A 19,757-nucleotide genomic window follows, 5' to 3' on the forward strand; every position below is an offset into this window, starting at 1 on the left:
CCGACCGGGCGGACGGTCCGGCGCCGGGAGGTGAAGGGCGATCAGCGGGGCTCTTTGCCGTGACTATGCGTCAGATTTGCGGTGACTTGGTGTGGATCGCATGCGGAAACGGCGTTGTCATTTGCTTGCCAAGAACTCTTGAGTCCGGTGGGGCTGGAGAAATAGGGTGCGTGTATATGAAATGGCACACCGGTACGAGGTGATCCGTGGGGGGAACAGCCATGTCCGAAGCGGCCGTCGGCACACGTCTGCCCAGACCGTTCTTGTGGCTGATCGCAGGGGATGCGGCCTCCTCCTACGGCAGCCAGCTCAACATGGTGGCGCTCAGCCTCTTCGCCTACCAGGCGGCCGGAAACGCGCTGGGCACCGCCGGCTACCTGGTGCTGCGGCTGGCCGGAGGGTTCGTGGCCGGACTGCTGGCGGGCCGGCTCACCACCCGGTTCGACCGGCGGAAGGTCATGATCGGCTGCGCGCTGAGCCAGGCGGCCGGGCTCGTCGCACTCACCCTGACGCCCGGTCAGCTACGGATCACCGTGCTGTGGGGGCTGGCAGCGCTGTTCGGTGCCGCCGGGTCCTTCTCGGCCGTCGCGCTGCGCAGCAGCATCCCGGAGATGGTCGGTGAGGAGCACCGGGTGCGGGCCAACGGCCTGATGGTGACCGGGCGTTCGACCGCGATGGTGCTGGGCTTCGCCTCGGCGGGCGTGGTGGTCGCCTGGGCCGGGTTCCGGGCGGCGCTGCTGGTCGACGCGGCCAGCTTCCTGGTGTTCGGCGCGGTGATGGCCTGGCTGCCGCTGCGCACCCGGGCCGAGCGGCGCCCCGCCGAGGAGGCCGGGGCCGCCGACGACCCCCGCGGGCCCGAGGAGTCCTCCTGGCGGGCCGGCTATCTGCTGCTGCGGGCCCTGCCGGTGATCGGCGCGATGGTCGCGATCCGGCTGGTGGACGCCTTCGGATCGGCGGCGCACAACGTCGGCATGCCGGTGTACGCGTCGATCCGCGACCCCGGGAACCCCGCCGCGATGGTGGGCCTGTTCTGGGCGTTCTGGGCGGTCGGCAGCCTGGGCGCGCACCAGTTGGTGACCCGGCTGCTGCTGCGGCGCGGCCGGGAGCCGGGGGAGCGGGCGTTCGCGATCGGCACCATCCTGATGTCCACCTGCTTCATCCTGGCCTTCACCCCGCTGCCGCTTCCGGTGCTGCTGGCCGTCGCGGTGGGCGCGGGCCTGGCCGACGGCTTCACCGAGATCTCCTACACCTCCCGGATCCAGGCCGTCGAGGACGAACGGCGCGGCCAGGCCTTCGGACTGGTGGCCACCGCGGAGAGCCTCGGCATGGGTGTCGGCATGCTGCTCAGCGCGCCGCTGCTGGAGCTCTTCGCACCCTTCACCGTGGTCGCGGTCTCGCACTCGGTCCCGATCCTGCTGGCGCTCGGGTTCCTGCTGCTGACCGCCCGCCTCGCCCACCGTCACCGCCGTACCACCGAAGTGCCCGGCCCCACCGGGCCGTTGAGCGCTACCGAGAGCACGACCGGATCCGGGAACGCGACCGGATCCGTGACCGCGACGACTCCGGAGAACCGACGATGAGCACGACCGAAACCCCTGGGCACCGGCTCCGCCTGCTGGAGGCCGTACTGCTGCGCCGCGCGGATGTCGCCGACTGCGCGCTGCTGACCGAACCCACCCCCGAGGGCGGGTCCGTCCTGGTCGCCTACCTGGTCCCGGCCGTCGCCGGGGACCTGGATCGGCTCCAACGCCTCGCCGCGGCCCAGCTGCTGGACCACGACCCGGCCACCCGGACGGTCCTGGTGGACGGCATACCGCGTGCGGCCGACGGCACACCGGACGCCGCCGCGCTGGCCGCCGCCACCCCTGCCGCCGAACCGGCCGGCCGGGTGCACATCCGCCGGCTGGACCCCGCCTGGCGGCCCGTGGGCACCGGAGCCTCGGCCGCCGGGACGCCCGGCCGGGCCGCCGACGGGACGGCGGCCGCCGAGGACGCCGGGGGCCACCCGGGCACCGAGGACGCCGGCCCGAGGCGGTCGCCCGCGATCGCGGCAGGCATACCCTTGCCGGCGGCCGCCGGTCCCGCCACCCTCACCGAGGCACTGTTACGGGCCGCCGAAACCCAGCCCGACCGGGGGCTCCACCTGGTCAGGCCGGACGGCGACACCCTGCTGCTGCGCTACCCGGAGCTGCTTGCCCGCTCCCGCCGGGTGCTCGACCTGCTCACCGCCGAAGGGCTGCGCCCCGGCGACCGGGCACTGCTCCAAGTCCCGGATCTGGAGCACTACTTCCCGGCACTGTGGGCCTGCCTGATCGGCGGGATCCTGCCGGTGACGGTGGCCCGCCCGCCCGGCTACCAGGGCCCCAACCCGGTGCTGGACAAGCTCTGCCACGCCTGGGAGAGCCTGGACCACCCGCCGGTGCTGTCCTGCGGCCCGGCCGTCGAGGGCCTGCGGGCCCTGCCACAGCACTATCCGGTGGCGGGACTGAGGGTGATCCCGGTGGACGCGGCGCCCGGCAGCGCCCCCGGCCTCCCGGAGGCCGACCTGCCGGCGGTGCGGCCGGACGACGTCGCGATGCTCCAGCTCTCCTCCGGCAGCACCGGCCGCTCCAAGGTCATCCAGATCACCCACCGCGGCATCATGGAGTACGTCGCCGGGGCACGTTTTGAGGAACGGATCGCACCGGGTGACACGACGGTCAACTGGCTGCCGCTGGACCATGTGGCCGGCCTGCTGATGTTCCACCTCTGTGATGTGGCCGTGGCCGCCGACCAGGTGCACCTCCCGACCGAGCTGGTGATCGCCGACCCGCTGCGCTGGCTCGACACCCTGGAGAAGTACCGTGCCGCGCACTCCTGGTCGCCCAACTTCGGCTACCGGCTGGTCGCCGAGGCGGTCCGCGCGGCGCCCGGCCGCAGCTGGGACCTCTCCTCGGTCAAGACCCTGATCAACGCGGGGGAGCAGTGCACCCGGGCCGTGGTGCAGGACTTCCTGGATGCCACGGCGCCGTTCGGGATCACGCCCGACACGGTGCTGCTCGGCTGGGGCATGGCCGAGACCTGCACGGTGATCACGTACAAGCGGTACGGCGAGCCCGGCACGGTGCAACGGGTGCGGACCTCCTCGCTGAACGGGGAGCTGGAGCCGCTCGGGCCCGACGAGGAGGACCAGGCGACCCCGTTCCTGAGCATGGGCCGTCCGGCCGCGGGCACCCGGGTCCGGATCGCGGACGACCAGGGCGGCGCGCTGCCCGAGCGGCGGATCGGCCGGCTCCAGATCAACTCCGGCCGGGTGACCCCGGGTTACCTCGACAACCCGGCCGCGAACGCCGAGGCCTTCGTCGGCGACGGCTGGTTCGACACCGGAGACCTCGCCTATCTGACCGACGGCGAGGTCGTGCTGACCGGACGCCGTAAAGAGATCATCATCATCAACAGCGTCCACTACTTCTGCCATGAGATCGAGGACGCCGTCTCGGCGCTGCCCGAGGTCCGCTCCGGCCATGTCGCCGCATGCGGGGTGCCGGACGCCGAGACCGGCAGTGAGCAGCTGGTGGTCTTCTTCGTCCCGGACGACCAGGAGGCGGCTCCGGACCGACTGCTCGCCACCGTGAGCAGGGTGCGGACGGTACTGGCCGAGCGCTTCCAGCCGGCGGTGCACGTGCTGCCCGTGCCGGCGGCCGACTTCCCCCGGACCACCAGCGGGAAGATCCAGCGCACCGCGATCCGGGACCGCCTGCTGGCCGGGGACTTCGACGACACGGTGGTCCGGCTCGATCTCGCCGAGGGCAACGCCCGTACGCTGCCCGACACCGTGCGCCGGCTGCACTGGGATCCCAGGCCCGTGCCCGCCCCCGCCGGGCCGCTGCCGGGTACCACCCTGCTGCTCGGCCCCACCGGCCCGGGCACCCTCTCCGACGCGCTGGCCACCTCACCGGCACTGCACCACGCCGCGCGACAGGTCGGCCGAGCGGCGGAGTTCGAGCGCCGCGCCGACGGTGGCTACGCCCTCGACCCGGTACGGGAGCAGGACTGGAAGGCGCTCTTCGAGGCCCTGGCGGCGGACGGGACACGGCCGGACCGCATCGTCTACCTGTGGAGCCACGGCCCCGAGGCGGACACCGCCCTGTGCGGAGAGGCGCTGCTGGCCTGCCTGCGCGCGCTCACCGCCCACCACGGCTCTGCCGCGGGCACGGTGGAGCTGGTCACGGTCAGCTCCGGTCTGCACGCGGTCGCGGACGGCGAAGTGCCGCGTCCCGCAGGGGCCTTGACGGCAGCACTGGCCGCCGGGGCGCGCAGCGAGTGGCCGGACATGACGGTACGCCATATCGACCTGCCCGACGATGACTCCGCGGGCGGTGCGGACGCGCTCACCCGGCTGCTGGCCGAGCCGCACCCGGAGCCCGAGGTGGCCTGGCGGGCCGGACGGCCATGGGTGCCCCGGCTCGGGCCGATCGCACCGGAGCCCTCCGGGCCGCCCGCCTCGCTGTTCACCCCGGGCGCCCGCTACCTGGTCACCGGCCTCGGCGGGGTCGCCGAGGAGATCCTGCCCGAACTGCTGCGCCGCTACGGCATCCGCCTGCTGGTGGTCGGCCGTACCGACCCGGACGCCCCGGGACCCGAGGCCGAACGGCGGCGCGGTGCACTGGCCCGCCTGGCCCGGCACGGCGGCGAGGTCCGCTACGCGGTGGCCGACGTGGCGGACGGCGCGGCACTCGCCCGCGCGGTCGCCGAGGCGGAACAGGCATGGGGCGGCTCGCTGGACGGCGTACTGCACCTGGCCGGCAGCTACCGGGTCGAACTGCTGGAGCACCTGACACCGGAAGCCTGGCGCGAGGCACTGCGCGCCAAGACGGACGGCACCCGGGCGGTGGCCGAACTGGTCAGGCGACGGCCCGGTGCCCACCTGATCGGCTTCTCCTCGATGATCGGCATCCAGGCGGCCGTCGGGTCCGCTTCGTACGCTGCGGCCAACCGCTATCTGGAGGACGAGCTCACCCGGCTGTGGCGAGCGGAGTCCATCCCCGGCTACGTCATCGCCTGGGGGCTGTGGAACAGGGTGGGGATGAACCGCGAGGCCTCGCTCGCCGAGCAGGCCGCCGACCGGGGCATCGCGGTGCTGACCGCCGCCGAGGGGCGCCGGCTCACCCCGCTGCTGCTCGCCCGGGGGCCGGGGCTGTACTTCGCCGGCCCCGACCCGCGCCGTCCCGCCGCCCGCCGACTGCTGCTCGCCGGCCGACCGGGCCTGCTCGCGGCGGACGAAGCGCGTGCGGCGGACGATCCGCGTGCGGCGGACGATCCGCGTGCGGCGGAGCCGCGGCCGGCCGCTGCGGGAGCCGGTGCGGAAGCCGGCGTGGCGGCCGGGCCCGGCACCGGCGCGGATGCCGCCCCGGCTGTCGGGCCCGGTCCCGGCGCGGATGCCGCCGCGCTGCGCGCGAGCGTTCTGGAGGCCTTCGAGAGGGTGCTCGGCGAGCCGGTCGACCCGTCCCGTCCGTACCATGAACTCGGGCTCGGCTCGATCCAGTTGATGCGAGTGCACGCCGCGCTCGGCGACCGGCTGGCGACCGCGCTGCCGCCGACCGCGCTCTTCCAGCACCCCACGGTGGACGCCCTGGTGGCCCACCTCGGCGCAGCAGCGACCGGAACCGCCACCGGGCAGGGCCCGCGCCGGCAGGAGCCGGGCGGCGACGCCGCGCCGGACCGGCGGGTGGCGATCATCGGCATGGCACTGCGCTTCCCGGGCGCCGCCACACCCGAGGAGTACTGGCGCAACATCGTCGACGGCGTCACCAGCACCACCAGGTTCACCGCCGACCAGCTCGCCGCCGCCGGGATCCCCGAGGCCGAGTACACCCACCCGGACTTCGTCCCGGTCACCGGGGCGCTCCCCGACATCGCGGCCTTCGACAACGAGCTCTTCGGCATCAGCGCGGCCGAGGCGGCCCTGATGGACCCGCAGCAGCGGCTGCTGCTCGAACTGTGCCACCAGGCCCTGGAGGACGGCGGCTACGGCAGCACTCCCGAGGGGACCAGGGTCGGCGTCTTCGCCGGTACCGGCATGACGCTGTACGCGCTGCGCGACTACTACCGCAGTGCGCTGGGCGAGGTCGCCGATCCGGCCGAGCCGGTGGCGGCGCTGCAGATCGCGATCGGCAACCAGGCGGACTTCTCGGCCACCCGGGTCTCCTACCGGCTGGGCCTGACCGGTCCGGCGATCGGGGTGCAGACCGCCTGCTCCACCTCGCTGGTCGCGGTCCACCTGGCCGTCCAGTCACTGCTCGCCGGGGACTCGGACCTGGCGCTGGCGGGGGCCGCCGCGCTCCACGTTCCGCAGGCCGCCGGGTACCGCTACCAGGAGGGGTCCATCCTCTCCAGGGACGGCGTCTGCCGGGCCTTCGACGAACGCGCCGACGGCACGGTCGGCGGCAACGGCGTCGCCGCCGTGCTGCTCAAGCGGCTCGACCGGGCGCTCGCCGACGGCGACACCGTGCACGCCGTCATCCTCGGCTCGGCGGTGAACAACGACGGTGCCGGAAAGGTCGGTTACACCGCGCCGAGCGTCCTCGGCCAGGCCGCGGTGGTCGGCCGGGCCCTGGACGTCGCCGGGGTCCCGGCCGAGAGCATCGGCTACATCGAGGCGCACGGCACCGGCACCCCGCTCGGCGACCCGATCGAGGTCCAGGCGCTCACCCAGGCGTTCCGGGCCCATACCGACGCGGAGGGCTTCTGCGCGCTCGGCTCGGTCAAGCCCAACATCGGTCACCTCGACACCGCCGCCGGTATGGCCGGTCTGATCAAGGCCGCACTGGTACTGCGCAACCGGAGGATCCCGCCACTGGCCAACCACACAAGGCCGAGCCCCGCGCTCGGCCTCGACGGCAGCCCGTTCCGCCTGCCGCGCGAGGCCGCCGACTGGCCCGAGGGCTCCACCCCGCGCCGGGCCGGGGTCAGCGCGCTCGGCGTCGGCGGCACCAACGCCCACCTGGTCCTGGAGGAACCGCCGGCGCCCGCCCCCGCCTCCGGCGGAGAAGCGGGCGAACCGGTGACCGTACTGCCGCTCTCCGCCCGGACGGAGGAGGGGCTGGCGCAGCTGGCCACGGCCGTGCGGGACCGGCTGCGCGCCGAGCCGGACCTGCGCCCCGCGGACCTGCTGCTCACCCTCGGCGCGGGCCGCCGGCCGCTGCGCCGACGGCTTGCCGTGACCGGCACCGGAACCGGTCAACTGGCCGACGTACTGGACGAGTTCCTGGCCGGCAAGGAGGCCGGACCGGCCCACCTGAGCCATCAAGCGGGGCGGACGGCGGCCCGGCCGGTGCTGCTGTTCACCGGTCAGGGAGCCCAGTACCGGGGAATGGCCGGCGCGCTGTACCGGCGTTTCCCGGCCTTCCGCGAGGTGCTCGACACCAGCGACCGGCTGTACCGGGACACCTGGGGCGAGCCGCTGCTGCCGCTGCTCCTGGAGGGGCCGGACGAGGAGTGGACCACGGAGGCGGCACAGCCCGCGCTGTTCGCCGTGCAGGCCGCCTACACCCGGCTCTGGGCCGAACTCGGTGTCACCCCCGCGGCGGTGGCCGGCCACAGCGCGGGGGAGTACGCGGCCTGCCACGCGGCCGGTGCGATCGACCTCGCGGACGGGCTCTTCCTGGCCTCGGTGCGCGGACGGCTGATGCAGCGCGGCACGGCCGTGGGAGCGCTCACCGCCGTCCAGACGGGCATCGGGCAACTGTCGGACCTGACAGAGGAGTTGGGCGCTGTCGAGGTCGCCGTGGTGAACGGCGCGGGACAGTGCGTACTGGCCGGGACACCGGAGGAGGTGGCCCAGGCCGAGCGGGTGCTGGGCGGGTACGGGCTGCGCACCGACCGGCTGGCGGCGACCCGCGCCTTCCACTCCAGGCTGCTCGACCCGGTCCTGGACGGCTTCCGCGCCCAGCTGGCCCGGGTCCGCTTCGGGCCGCTGCGGGTGCCGCTGGTCACCAACCTCGGCGGGGCCGTGCTGCCCGCCGGTACGGTCTTGGACGCCGAGCACTTCGTCCGGCAGACCCGGCGGACCGCCCGTTTCGACCTGGTCCTGCAACGGCTCGCCGACCTCGGCCACCGGCTGTTCCTGGAGGTCGGTCCGCACCACACCCTGACCGGTCTCGGCCGGCGCGAGCTGCCCGACGCCGTGTTCGTCCCCAGCGGCCGGCGCGGAGCCGGGCCCGAGCAGCTGCTCGCCTCGGCCGCCGCCCGGCTGTGGGCGCACGGCGCACCGGTCGACTGGGCCTCACTCGCCCGGGCCCAGGCATGGCCGGGCGGACCGGCCCGCCGGGTACCGCTGCCCACCCAGCCCTTCCAACGCACGCACCACTGGTTCACCGCGAGCGGCCGGCCGACCGAGAAGGAACCCGTCATGAGCGACCTGCCCGAGACCCGCCTGCCCGCGGATTCCGCCACGAACGCGCCCGAGGCGGCGCCGGTTCCGGAGGCCGCTCCGGTGCCCATGGAACCGAGCGCTCCGGCCGTCGGGTCCGCCGCGCCGGAGCCGGACGCCACGGCTGCCGAGTCCGCCGCCCGGATCGTGCTGGCCCGGGTGGTGGAGCAGACCGCCCGCCAACTGGGCATGCCCGAGGGCTCGGTGGGCGAGGACGACGCCTTCTTCGACCTCGGCGCGGACTCCCTGTCGATGATCAACATGATCCGGGACCTGGAACGGGCCTTCCGGGTCCGGGTGTCGATGCGTGAGATGTTCGAGGACGCCGACACCCCCGGTCGGCTGGCCGAGCTGATCTCGGGCCGGATGAGCCCGGAGGCCGCGGCCGCGCTGGTTCCGGCTCCTGCCCCGGTGCCGGTCCCCGCCGTCGCCCCCGCCGCGGGTCCGGCCCTGGCAGCCGGTGTCCCGGTCCCGGCCGCCCCGGCGGCGGAGGCGCTCGAGGCGGCGCCGGTACGGGCGGCGACCGAGGTGCCGACGGCGGACCGGCCCGCGCCCGTCGCGCCTGCCGCCCCTGCCGCCCCTGCCGCCCCTGCCGCGCCTGCCGCCCCTGCCGCGCCCGTCGCACTCGCCGCCCCCGTCGTGCTCGCCGCCCCAGCCGCCCCCGTCGCCGCCGTCGCGCCCGAGCAGCCCGCCCCCGTCGCGGCCGCTCCCGCCGTACCGCTCGCGCCGCTGCCGGCGGTGGCGCCGGCCGGTGCGGCACCCGGTGGGGACGCGGCCGCCGTGGTCGGACGACAGCTCGACCTGATCGGGCAGTTCTCCGTGCTGATGAACAACCAGCTCTCGCTGCTGGCCGGAGCACCCGCGGGGACACCGGTCGCCCAGCCCGCGCACCCGGTCGCGCAGAGCCTGACCCAGGCCGCACCGCCGTCGAAGACCGTCGCGGCACCGGCTCCCGCCCAACCCGCGGCGACACCGGCCCAGGCCCGACCCGCGGCGACAGCGGCTGCGGCCCGACCCGCGGCGATACCGGCTCCCGTCGCGCCCGCGGCGGTACCGGCCGCGGCCCAGCCCGCCGTGCCGCAAGCGCCGATGCACGGCCCGAGGGTCACCGTCGCGCGGGACTCCGGTATGGCGGGTGGCGGATTGACGGCCGAGCAGCGAAGGCACCTGGACGACCTGGTCGGCCGGTTCACCGCGCGTACCGCCGCGTCCAAGGCCAGTACCCAGCGCCACCGCCGGGTGCTGGCCGACAGCCGGGCGGTGGTCGGCTTCCGCTCGGCGACCAAGGAGATGCTGTACCCGATCGCCGCCCGCCGTGCCCGGGGCTCGCGGCTGGAGGACATCGACGGCAACGCCTACGTCGACATCACCATGGGCTTCGGTGTGCTGCTGTTCGGCCATGAACCGGAGTTCGTCAACGAGGCGGTCCGGGAGCACCTGGGCAGCGGTCTGCGGCTCGGACCGCGCGGCGAGGAGACCGGCGAGGCGGCCGAGCTGCTGGCCGAGCTGACCGGGATGGAGCGGGTCGCCTTCGCCAACTCCGGAACCGAGGCCAACTCCGGCGCGATCCGGCTGGCCCGTGCGTACACCGGCCGGGACAAGGTGGTGATGTTCGAGGGCTCCTACCACGGGCACTTCGACCACACCCTGGGCCGTACCGTCGGCAGCGGGGCGAACCGCGAGACCGTGCCGGTCTCCATCGGCATCCCGGGCAGCGCCGTCGCCGAGCTGATCGTGCTGAAGTACGGCGACCCGGAGAGCCTGCGGGTGATCGAGGAGCTCTCCGGGGAGATCGCGGCGGTACTGGTCGAGCCGGTGCAGAGCCGCCATCCCTCCCGTCAACCGGTCGAGTTCGTCCGCCAGTTGCGTGAGCTCACCGCCCGGCGGGGGATCGTGCTGGTCTTCGACGAGATGCTCACCGGCTTCCGCCCGCACCTCGAGGGCGCGCAGGCCTTCTACGGCGTCAAGCCGGACCTGGCCACCTACGGCAAGGTGCTCGGCGGCGGCTACCCGGTGGGGGCCATCGCCGGGAGCGCGGACGTCATGGACGGCATCGACGGCGGCTACTGGAGCTACGGTGACGCCGGCTACCCGCCCAAGGACACCACCTTCTTCGGCGGCACCTACATCCAGCACCCGGTCTCGATGGTGGCGGCACGGGCCGTGCTGCGCCACCTCAAGGAGCAGGGCCCCGGTCTCCAGCAGCGGCTGAACGCCAGGACCGACGAGCTGGCCGACACGCTGAATCGTTTCTTCGAAGCGGAGGAATTACAGCTCCGGCTGGCGCACTTCGGCTCGTTGTTCCGCTTCGAGCCGCGCGCCGACATGGAACTGCTCTTCCACCACCTGCTGGTGCGCGGCGTCTACGTCTGGGAGTGGCGCAACTTCTTCCTCTCCACCGCGCACTCGGACGGTGACATCGAGTTCGTCGCGGACGCCGTCCGGGAGTCGCTGCGCGACCTGCGGCGCGGCGGGTTTTTCCCGGGCAGCCGGGCGATCGCCGTCCCGGCCCCGCGCCCGGCCACCCCGCTGCCACCGCTCTCGCCGTCCACTGAGCAGCGGCCCACTGAGCAGCGGCCCACCGAGCAGTGGCCCATGGAGCAGCGGCCCGCCGCCGGGACCACTCCGGCGGCCGTGGAGACCTTCACCCCCGAGCCGGGTTCCCCCGACCGCCCGGTCGACTTCAGCCTGTACTTCTTCGGCGACTACCCGCTGGACACCGATCCCGCCGACAAGTACGCCATCGTGCTGGAGGGAGCCCGGTTCGCCGACCGGAACGGCTTCCACTCCGTCTGGCTGCCCGAGCGGCACTTCCACTCCTTCGGCGGCATCTTCCCCAACCCCTCGGTGCTGGCCGCCGCGCTCGCCCGGGAGACCGGGCGGATCCGGCTCAACGCCGGCTGCGCCGTGCTCCCGCTGCACCACCCCGTACGGGTGGCCGAGGAGTGGTCGGTGGTGGACAACCTCTCCGGTGGCCGGGTGGGCCTCGGCTGCGCCAGCGGCTGGCACCCCAACGACTTCCTGTTCTTCCCGGAACGGTACGGCGAGCACAAGGAGTTGATGTACCGGCAGATCGACACCATCCGCTCGCTCTGGCGCGGTGAGCCGTACCGGGGGCGCAGCGGCAACGGCGAGGAGATCGAGGTCCGGCTGCACCCGAGGCCGCTGCAGGAGCAGCCGCCGATGTTCACCGCCATCGTCGGCAACTCGGACAGCTACCGGGAGGCCGCCAGGCACGACCTCGGGGTGATCACCAACCTGATGACCCAGAGCGTCGAGCAGCTCGCCGAGAACATCGCGCTCTACCGTCGGACCCGGGCCGAGCACGGCCTGGACCCGGAGGCCGGGCGAGTGGTCGTGCTGGTGCACGCCTACCTCGGTGCCGACCCGGCCACCGCCCGCGAGCAGGCGTACCGGCCGTTCTGCGACTACCTGCGCTCCTCGCTCTCGCTCTTCGGCCAGGTCGCCAACAGCCTCGGCCTCACCCTGGACTACGAGAACATGCCCGAGGAGGACCTGGAGTTCGTGCTGGAGCGCGCCTACGAGCGCTACTGCGCCTCCCGGGCACTGATCGGCACACCCGAGAGCAGCCGCGAGGTACTGGACGCGCTGCGCGCGGCCGGAGCGGACGAGATCGCCGCCTTCGTCGACTTCGGCCTCTCCCCGGCGCTGGTCCGCGAGGGACTGCCGCACCTGGACGAGCTGCGCCGCAGCGCCGTCGGCGAGCGCCGTGCCCCGCTGTCGTACGCGCAGCAGCGGCTCTGGTTCCTGCACCGGATACTGCCCGACCGTTCGACGTACAACGAGGTCAAGGCGGTCGAACTGGCCGGACGGCTGGACGCCGCCGCACTGGACCGGGCGCTGCGCGCTCTCGTGGAGCGGCACCAGGCGCTGCGCACGGTCTTCCGGGAGGCGGACGGTGAACCGTACCAGCTGGTCCTGCCGCTCGCGGACGGGCCACTGCTGGACCACGTGGCGGGCGGCGCGGATCCCGAGGCGGCGATCGGCGAACTGGTCGCCGAGGAAGGGACGTTCCAGTTCGACCTCGCCGAGGGACCGCTGTTCCGGGCCCGGCTGCTGCGACTCGCACCCGAACGGCACGTCATGGTGCTGTCGATGCACCACATCGTGATCGACACCCACTCCGCGATGCTGATCACCGAGGAGCTCGGCGAGCTGTACCGGGCGGAGCTCGAAGGCCGTCCGGCCGCGCTCGCCCCGCTCTCCACCAGCTACGCCCAGTACACGGTCGAGCAGCGGGCCCAGGTCGCGGCCGGCGCCCACAAGCCGAGCCTGGCGCACTGGCTGGAGGTGCTCGGCGGCGAGCTGCCGGTGCTGGAACTGCCCGCCGACCGGCCGCGCCCGGCCGCCCCGAGCGGGCGCGGGGAGGCCTACGTCCGGTTGCTACCCCGGGAACTGTCAGCTGCGGTAAGGGACTTGGCCCGCTCCCGGCGGGTGACGCTGTTCATGGTGCTGCTGACCGCGTTCGCCGGTGTGCTGCACCGGTTCAGCGGCCAGGACGAGCTGGTGATCGGCACCCCGGTGGCCAACCGGCCCGAGGGCACCGAGGAGCTGGTCGGCTTCTTCGTCAACACCCTGGCACTGCGCCTCGACCTGGCCGGTGAACCCGGCTTCGAGGAGCTGCTGCGCCGGGTCCGCACGGTGGCGCTGGACGCCTACGAGCACCAGGAGCTGCCCTTCGAGGTGCTGGTGCAGGAACTCAACCCGGAGCGGGACACCAGCCGCAACCCGCTGTTCCAGGTGCTGGTGGAGTTCGAGAACCAGGCGCTGTTCGAGCTGGACATGCCGGGTCTGACCGCGCGCCCGCTGGACCACGTGGTCGACCGCTCGGTGGTGGACCTGACGCTCTACCTGACCAACCTGCCCGAGGGCATCCGCTGCCACGTCGAGTACGCCACCGACCTGTTCGACCGGGCCACCGTGGACCGGCTGCTGGACGCCTTCGAGCTGCTGCTCGGCGCGGCCGCGGCCGAACCGGCCCGTCCGGTGGCCGAGTTGCTGGCGACGGCCGGCGACCCGGGCGCCCTGGAGCACGGTCCGGCCGCACTGCCGACCCGCAGCGCCCTCGACCGGGTGGCGGAGGCCGCCGCCGCCGTCCCGACCGCCACAGCCGTGGAGGACGCCGCGGGGCATGCCACCAGCTACGCCGAACTCACCGCCAGGGCGGCGGCGTTGGCCGGCCGCCTGCACGCCGCCGGAGTCACCCCCGGCGACCACGTCGCCACCCTGCTGCCGCGCGGCGTCGACCAGGTGGCCGCGCTGCTCGCCGTACTGCGGATCGGTGCGGTCTACACCCCGCTGGACCTCGCGCAGGGCGCCGAACGCTGCCGCCTGATCGTCCGGGACAGCTCCCCCCGGGTGCTGATCACCACGCGGACCACCGACCAGCTGGGCATCGAGGCACCCAGGATCCTGGTCGAGGACCTCGCGGCAGCCGGGGACGCCGAGGACCGCGGCGAGAGCGGCCTCCCGGTGCTCCGGCCGGACCCGGAGGCACCCGCGTACTGCCTGTACACCTCCGGCTCGACCGGCATCCCCAAGGGCTGCCTGATGCCGGTGCGGGCGCTGGACACCCTGATCGACTGGAACACGGCCGCCCACCCGCCGATGCGCACCCTGCAGTACGCGTCCTGCGGCTTCGACGTGAGCATCCAGGAGATGCTCACCACCCTGGGCACCGGCGGCACCCTGGTGCTGCTGGAGGAGGAGACCCGGTACGACGCCGGCGCGCTGGCCGCCCTGCTGCGGGACCGGCGCGTTGAGCGGCTGCACCTGCCCTACAGCCCGCTCAGCCGGCTGGCCGCCGAGCTCACCAAGGACCCGGCACCCGGGTTGAAGGAGATCATCGCGGGCGGCGAGCAGCTGCTGCTCACCACCGAGGTGCGCGCCTTCCTGGCCGCCCACCCGCAGTGCCGGCTGATCAACCACTACGGCCCCACCGAGACCCACGGCATGACCTCTGCGGTGGTCCCCGCCGACGGTGGCGACCGGGCACCGATCGGACGGCCGACCCCCGGCACCCGGGTCGCGCTGCTGGACGGGGCCGGGCGGCGGGTGCCCGTGGGCGCCGTCGGCGAGGTCTGCGTGTTCGGACCGCAGGTGGGCCTCGGCTACCTCAAGCGACCCGAGGAGACCGCGGCCGCCTTCCTGGACGGCCCCGAGGGCCGCTACTACCGGACCGGCGACCTGGCCAGGTGGCGGCCGGACGGGCAGCTGGAGTACCTGGGCCGCAACGACGAGCAGGTCAAGGTCCGCGGCTACCGGATCGAACCCGGCGAGGTCGAGACCGTGCTGCTCACCGTGGTCGGAGTGGTGGCGGCGGCGGTGACCGCGCGCAGCACCTCCCGTGGCACGGCGCTGGCCGCCCATCTGGTGCTGGCCGAGGATGCCGTGCTGTCCGAAGTGCGGGACCGGCTGGCCGAGTTGCTGCCGGAACACATGGTGCCCCGGCTCTGGGCCGCGGTGCCCGAGCTGCCGGTGACCGTGCACGGCAAGCTGGACCGCCGAGCGCTGCCCGATCCCGTCCCGCTCGGCGCCGACTCCCCGGTCGCCCTGCCCGCCACCGACCTGGAACGGCGGATGCACGACCTCTGGGCGGCCGAACTCGGCCTGGACGGACTGGGCGTGGAGGACTCGTTCTTCGACGTCGGCGGGCACTCGCTGGCCGCCACCCGGCTGCTCAACCGGGTCAGGGAGGCGACCGGACTGCACATCGGTGTGCTGGACTTCTTCCGCCGCCCGACCATCAGGGCGATGGCCGAGCGGGGTGTCCCCGAGGCCGCCGCCGAGTCCGCGAAGACCTTCGAGGTGGGGGAACTGTGAGCTGGCGGGAACTGGTCGAGGAGCTCGACCGGCGTGACATCGCGCTGAGCTGGCGGGACGGCCGGCTGTCCTACCAGGCCCCGGCCGGGGCGGTGGACGGGCGGCTGCGCGAACTGCTCGCGCCCTGCCGGGAACGGCTGGTGGAGACCCTGACCGGGGCCGGGGCGGCCGAGTCCGCCGCCCCGGCCGGGATCGCCCAGCAGCGGATGCACCTGGCCCACGGGCGGGTGGTGGACCCGAGTCTGTGGAACATCAACCTGAGGATCGCGCTGCGGGGTCCGCTGCGGCCCGACGCCCTGGCCGGGGCGCTGTCCGACCTGGTGGCCCGGCACCACAGCCTGCGCACCAGGTTCGCCGTGACCGAGCTCGGGCTGCTCCAGCAGGTGCTGCCCGCCCGGCCGGTGCCGCTGCCGGTCACCGATCTGGCCGAGGCCGCGGTCACCGAACCGGAGGGACACCTGGCGGCGGCCGTCGCCGCGATGACCGCCGCTTCGTTCGACCTGACCGAGCCGCCGCTGCTGCGGGCCGAACTGCTGCGCTCGGGGCCCGAGGACTGGGTGCTGCTGCTGAGCGTGCACCACATCGCGCTCGACGGCTGGGCGCTGGCGACGGTGCTGGCGGACCTCGGCCACTGCTACCGGAAGCGGATCGGTGACGACGTGGCCGAACTCCCGGTCGTGGACTGCCAGATGACCGACCACGCGCTCTGGGAGCGCACGGTCGTCACCCGGGAGTCGGTACGGGCGGCGGCACGGCGGCTGACCGAGCGACTGGCCGGTCTGCCGCTCGCCCTGCCCCTGCCCACCGACCGGCCCCGCCCGCCGCAGCGCTCCGGGGCGGGCGGCATGGCGGAGTTCCGCCTGGAAGCCCCGCTGGCGCGGGCCGTTCACCGGTACGCCACCCGGCACTCGGCCACTCCGGCGGCGGTGCTGCTGGCCGCGCTCGGGGAGCTGCTCGGCCGGCTCACCGGCTCGCCGGAGGCCCTGGTCATGCTCGCGCACGCCAACCGGGGGCGGCGCGAGCACGAGCAGCTGGTCGGGCTGCTGGCGGCCAATCTGCCGATCCGGCTCGCCACCCGGCCGGACGCCCTCCCGGACCGAGACCGCCGCACCTTGGGCGGACCGGGCGCCGACGGCGGGTTCGGGGCGCTGGTGGCGGCGGCCCGGGACGGCCTGGCGGACGCGATGGACCACGCGGCCGTCCCGTTCGGTCTGCTGCTGGAGCCCCTGCGGGAGGCGGGGGTGGTGATCCCGGCCCAGTTCCCCCAGATCATCCTGGGCGTCCAGAGCATCCCGCCGGCCGGCCTGGAGCTGCCCGGTGTCACCGCCGAGATCGAGGACATCCCCGGCGACGGCGCCCGGGCCGATCTGTCGATCCTGCTCACCCCGGACCAGGACGGCTACGCCGGCGAGGTCGAGTACGACGCCGGTCTCTTCGACCCCGCGACCGTGCACGCCTGGCTGGCCGAGCTGCGCGCGATCCTGACCGGGCATCTGCTCGGCGCGGCGGAGTCGGACTGACGATCCGTCACCCTGGTCCGCGGTCTCACAGGACGGGCTCGCGGTCGGCGTAGGCGTGGGCCAGGGTGCCGTCCTTGGGGAAGGGGCGCAGGCCGTAGTCGTGCAGGCCGATCCGGGTGGCGAGGGCCCTGGAGGCGGTGTTGTGCGCGTGGATCCAGGCGATGAAGGGAAGTCCGGGGGCGGTGTGGTCGGCGAACCGCCGGGCGGCACCGGCGAGTTCGGTGGCGTACCCGTGTCCCCAGTGGGCCGGGAAGAGGCGGTAGTACAGGTTCCAGTAGCCGCCCGGGTGCTGCTGGGCGCCGCCGCTTCCGACCACCTCCCCGGTGGCGCGCAGCCGTACGGTCCAGTACCCGAGGCCGTCGGTCTCCCAGGCCGTGATGGCCCGCTCGATCCAGGCCCGGGTGGTCGCGGGATCGGTGTGCCTGCCCTCGGGCTGGTGGCCCCAGGTGCGCGGGTCGGTGTTCAGGGCGAACAGGACGTCGAGGTCGTCGAGGGTGGTGGCGCGCAGGTCGAGGCGTTCGGTGCGGACGGAGTACGGCTCATCGAGGTAAGGCTCAATGGATTCGCGCATCGCATGATCGTACTGATCGCGCAGGAGGGTCCGCCAGGTGCCCGGATGACGGAACCGGCCCGCCGTCGCCGTTGCCGCCTCGCCGTCGCCGCCTCACCGTCGCGAGCCCCGCAGCGGCGGCCGGTCGGGCGGAACGTGCTGCAGCCGGTCGCCGCCCGCGAGGAGTGCCTCGGCGAGCGAGCGCACCGGCCCCCGGGCGGTCCTGCGCCCCGAGGTCAGGACGAACTCGGTCTCACCGAGGTCCGGGAGCTCCGGCTGCGGCGGCAGCGCGTACAGGCCGGGCGGGATCAGGCCTCTGGCATGGGCCATCACACCGAGACCGGCCAGCGCGGCGGCGCGCACCCCGGAGAGACTGGTGCTGGTGCAGGCGATCCGCCACGGCTGCCCGGCCCGGTCGAGGGTCTCCAGGGCGCGGGCCCTGGTGATGCTCGGCGGCGGATAGACGATCAGTGGCACGGGCTGGCCCGGCTCGGTCCTGAAGTCCTCGGCCCCGGTCCAGACCAGCTGGTCCCGCCAGAGCAGGCGGCCTTCCGAGCCCTCGGAGGGCCGCTTGGCGAGCACCAGGTCCAGCCTGCCGTCGGCGAGTTGCTCGTACAGGGAACTGCTGAGGCCGACCGTGAGCTCCAGGTCCACCAGCGGATTGCCGCGCCGGAAGGTCCGCAGGATCTGCGGCAGCTCGGTGTACACGAAGTCCTCGGACGCCCCGAACCGCACCCGGCCTCGGGCGGGAGTGCGGGAGAAGTAGGCGAAGGCCTGCTCGTTGGCGTCCAGGATCGACCGGGCGAAGCCCAGCATGGCCTCGCCCTCGGCGGTGAGCTCGACGGAGTGGGTGTCCCGCCGGAACAGGCGCCGGCCCGCGCTCTCCTCCAGCCGCCGGATGTGCTGGCTGACCGTCGACTGGCGCAGTCCCAGCCGCTGTGCGGCCCGGGTGAACCCGCCGGTCTGCGCGACCGCGAGGAAGGACCTGAGCTGGATCGGATCGAACACCCGACCAGATTAGCTCGGTCATCGTATTGTGTGATGACAGTGAGTGCGATGAGCGGGATTCACAATCACCGAGGCCGGGACCAGGCTTGGGACCATGCCCCTTCCCCAAGTCGTACGCCGCCTGCCCTTCGACCCCTACCTGGCCGCCCTGCTCGGCACCGTGGCCCTCGCCGCCCTGCTCCCCGCCTCAGGCGCGGCGGCGACGGTGGTGTCGGACGCCGCCGACGGCGCGGTCGCCCTGCTCTTCCTGCTCTACGGCGCGCGGCTGTCCACCCGGGAGGCCCTAGACGGCCTGAAGCAGTGGCGCCTGCACGGCACCGTGCTCGCCGTCACCTTCGTCCTCTTCCCGCTGCTCGGGCTGGCGAGCCGGGCGCTCGTCCCCGGTCTGCTCTCCCCGCAGCTCTACCAGGGACTGCTCTTCCTCACCCTGCTGCCCTCCACCGTCCAGTCCTCGATCGCGTTCACCTCCATCGCGCGCGGCAACGCGGCGGCCGCCGTCTGCAGCGCCACCTTCTCCAGCCTGGTCGGCATCGTGCTCACGCCCCTGCTCGCCGCCGCACTGCTCAGCACCCAGGGCGGCATCTCGGCCGGCTCGGTGCTCGGCATCGTCGAGCAGCTGCTGCTGCCCTTCCTGGTGGGGCAGTTGCTGCGCCGCTGGATCTCCGGCTGGATGGGCCGCAACCGCCGGGTGCTCGGCCTGGTGGACCGCGGCTCGATCCTGCTGGTGGTCTACAGCGCCTTCAGCGCGGGCGTGGTCGGCGGTATCTGGAGCAAGCTGCCGCTGCCCCGGCTGGGCGCGCTGCTCCTGGTCGAGGCGGTCCTGCTGGCGGTGGCGCTGGGCTGCACCGTGCTGGTCGGCCGCCGCCTGGGCTTCGACCGCGGGGACCGGATCGCCCTGGTCTTCTGCGGCTCCAAGAAGAGCCTGGCGGCCGGGCTGCCGATGGCCTCGGTGCTCTTCCCCGGCTCGGCGGCCCTGATGGCACTGCCGCTGATGCTCTTCCACCAGCTGCAGCTGATGGTGTGCGCGGTCCTCGCCCGCCGCTGGTCCGCCGAGGCACTGCCGGAGCCGTCCCCGGTGCCGGTCGCGGCCGGGGCCCGCGGCACGGCGGCCTGACCGTGGCCGCGACCGGGGCCCGGGCCGCCGCCCGGGCCCCGGCTACCGGCCGAGGAGACCGGCGAAGTCCTGTCCGAGCAGGGCGAGTTTGGTGAGGTCGCCGACATCGGTGACGGCGAGGACCGGAACGCTGACGTGCTGGTCCTTGCTGATCAGGGCCGGCCCGGACGGGACGGCGGCCGCGCTCGCGGCGGCGACGGCCGCCAGCGCGGCGGCACCGAGCAGGGCGGCGGTGAATCGGACGAGGGCGGGCATCGGAGCCTCCGGAGACGACGGGTGGGTACTGCCCGGTCAACCGTTCCGGCCCGCCCG

7 protein-coding genes are annotated in these 19,757 nt (G+C 74.1%); 4 read left to right on the forward strand and 3 right to left on the reverse strand.

Annotated features, from left to right (window positions below):
• Positions 1-221 precede the first annotated feature (221 nt).
• Genes ACSMTC_RS37575 through ACSMTC_RS37585 form a run of 3 tightly spaced genes read left to right on the forward strand, consistent with a single transcriptional unit; the run spans position 222 to position 16,773 of the window.
• Positions 222-1,580 (forward strand): MFS transporter, encoded by a 1,359-nt coding sequence (locus tag ACSMTC_RS37575; RefSeq protein ID WP_436564238.1) that lies wholly within the window; start codon positions 222-224, stop codon positions 1,578-1,580.
• The gene (locus ACSMTC_RS37580; RefSeq protein ID WP_436564239.1) at positions 1,577-15,253 is read left to right on the forward strand and encodes a MupA/Atu3671 family FMN-dependent luciferase-like monooxygenase; all 13,677 of its coding nucleotides are present in this window, start codon (positions 1,577-1,579) and stop codon (positions 15,251-15,253) included. The genes ACSMTC_RS37575 and ACSMTC_RS37580 overlap by 4 nt, the downstream gene beginning before the upstream one ends.
• A complete protein-coding gene (locus ACSMTC_RS37585; RefSeq protein WP_436564240.1) occupies positions 15,250-16,773 on the forward strand; it encodes a condensation domain-containing protein in 1,524 nt (507 codons plus the stop codon). Before ACSMTC_RS37580 ends, ACSMTC_RS37585 begins: the two co-directional genes overlap by 4 nt.
• Positions 16,774-16,798: 25 nt before the next feature.
• Here the strand turns inward: ACSMTC_RS37585 and ACSMTC_RS37590 are convergent, their stop codons facing one another.
• Together ACSMTC_RS37590 and ACSMTC_RS37595 are read right to left on the reverse strand one after the other, a co-directional pair.
• Entirely contained in the window at positions 16,799-17,344 is a 546-nt protein-coding gene (locus ACSMTC_RS37590) for a GNAT family N-acetyltransferase (protein WP_436564241.1), read from the reverse strand.
• 93 nt (positions 17,345-17,437) lie between these two features.
• Positions 17,438-18,331, reverse strand: coding sequence for a LysR substrate-binding domain-containing protein (locus ACSMTC_RS37595; RefSeq protein WP_436564242.1), 894 nt, complete (start codon positions 18,329-18,331; stop codon positions 17,438-17,440).
• Positions 18,332-18,425: 94 nt separating this feature from the next.
• Between ACSMTC_RS37595 and ACSMTC_RS37600 the strand changes: the two genes are divergently transcribed.
• On the forward strand, positions 18,426-19,445 hold the full coding sequence (locus ACSMTC_RS37600; protein WP_436564243.1) for a bile acid:sodium symporter family protein: 1,020 nt from the start codon (positions 18,426-18,428) through the stop codon (positions 19,443-19,445).
• 42 nt (positions 19,446-19,487) lie between these two features.
• On the opposite strand, the gene ACSMTC_RS37605 is transcribed toward ACSMTC_RS37600, so the two are convergent.
• Positions 19,488-19,700, reverse strand: a complete 213-nt coding sequence (locus ACSMTC_RS37605; protein ID WP_436564244.1) for a hypothetical protein — start codon at positions 19,698-19,700, stop codon at positions 19,488-19,490.
• Between the last annotated feature and the right edge of the window lie 57 nt (positions 19,701-19,757).

The sequence above is a fragment of the Kitasatospora sp. HPM-01-4 genome (assembly GCF_051374625.1).
In the GTDB taxonomy this organism is placed as follows: domain Bacteria; phylum Actinomycetota; class Actinomycetes; order Streptomycetales; family Streptomycetaceae; genus Kitasatospora.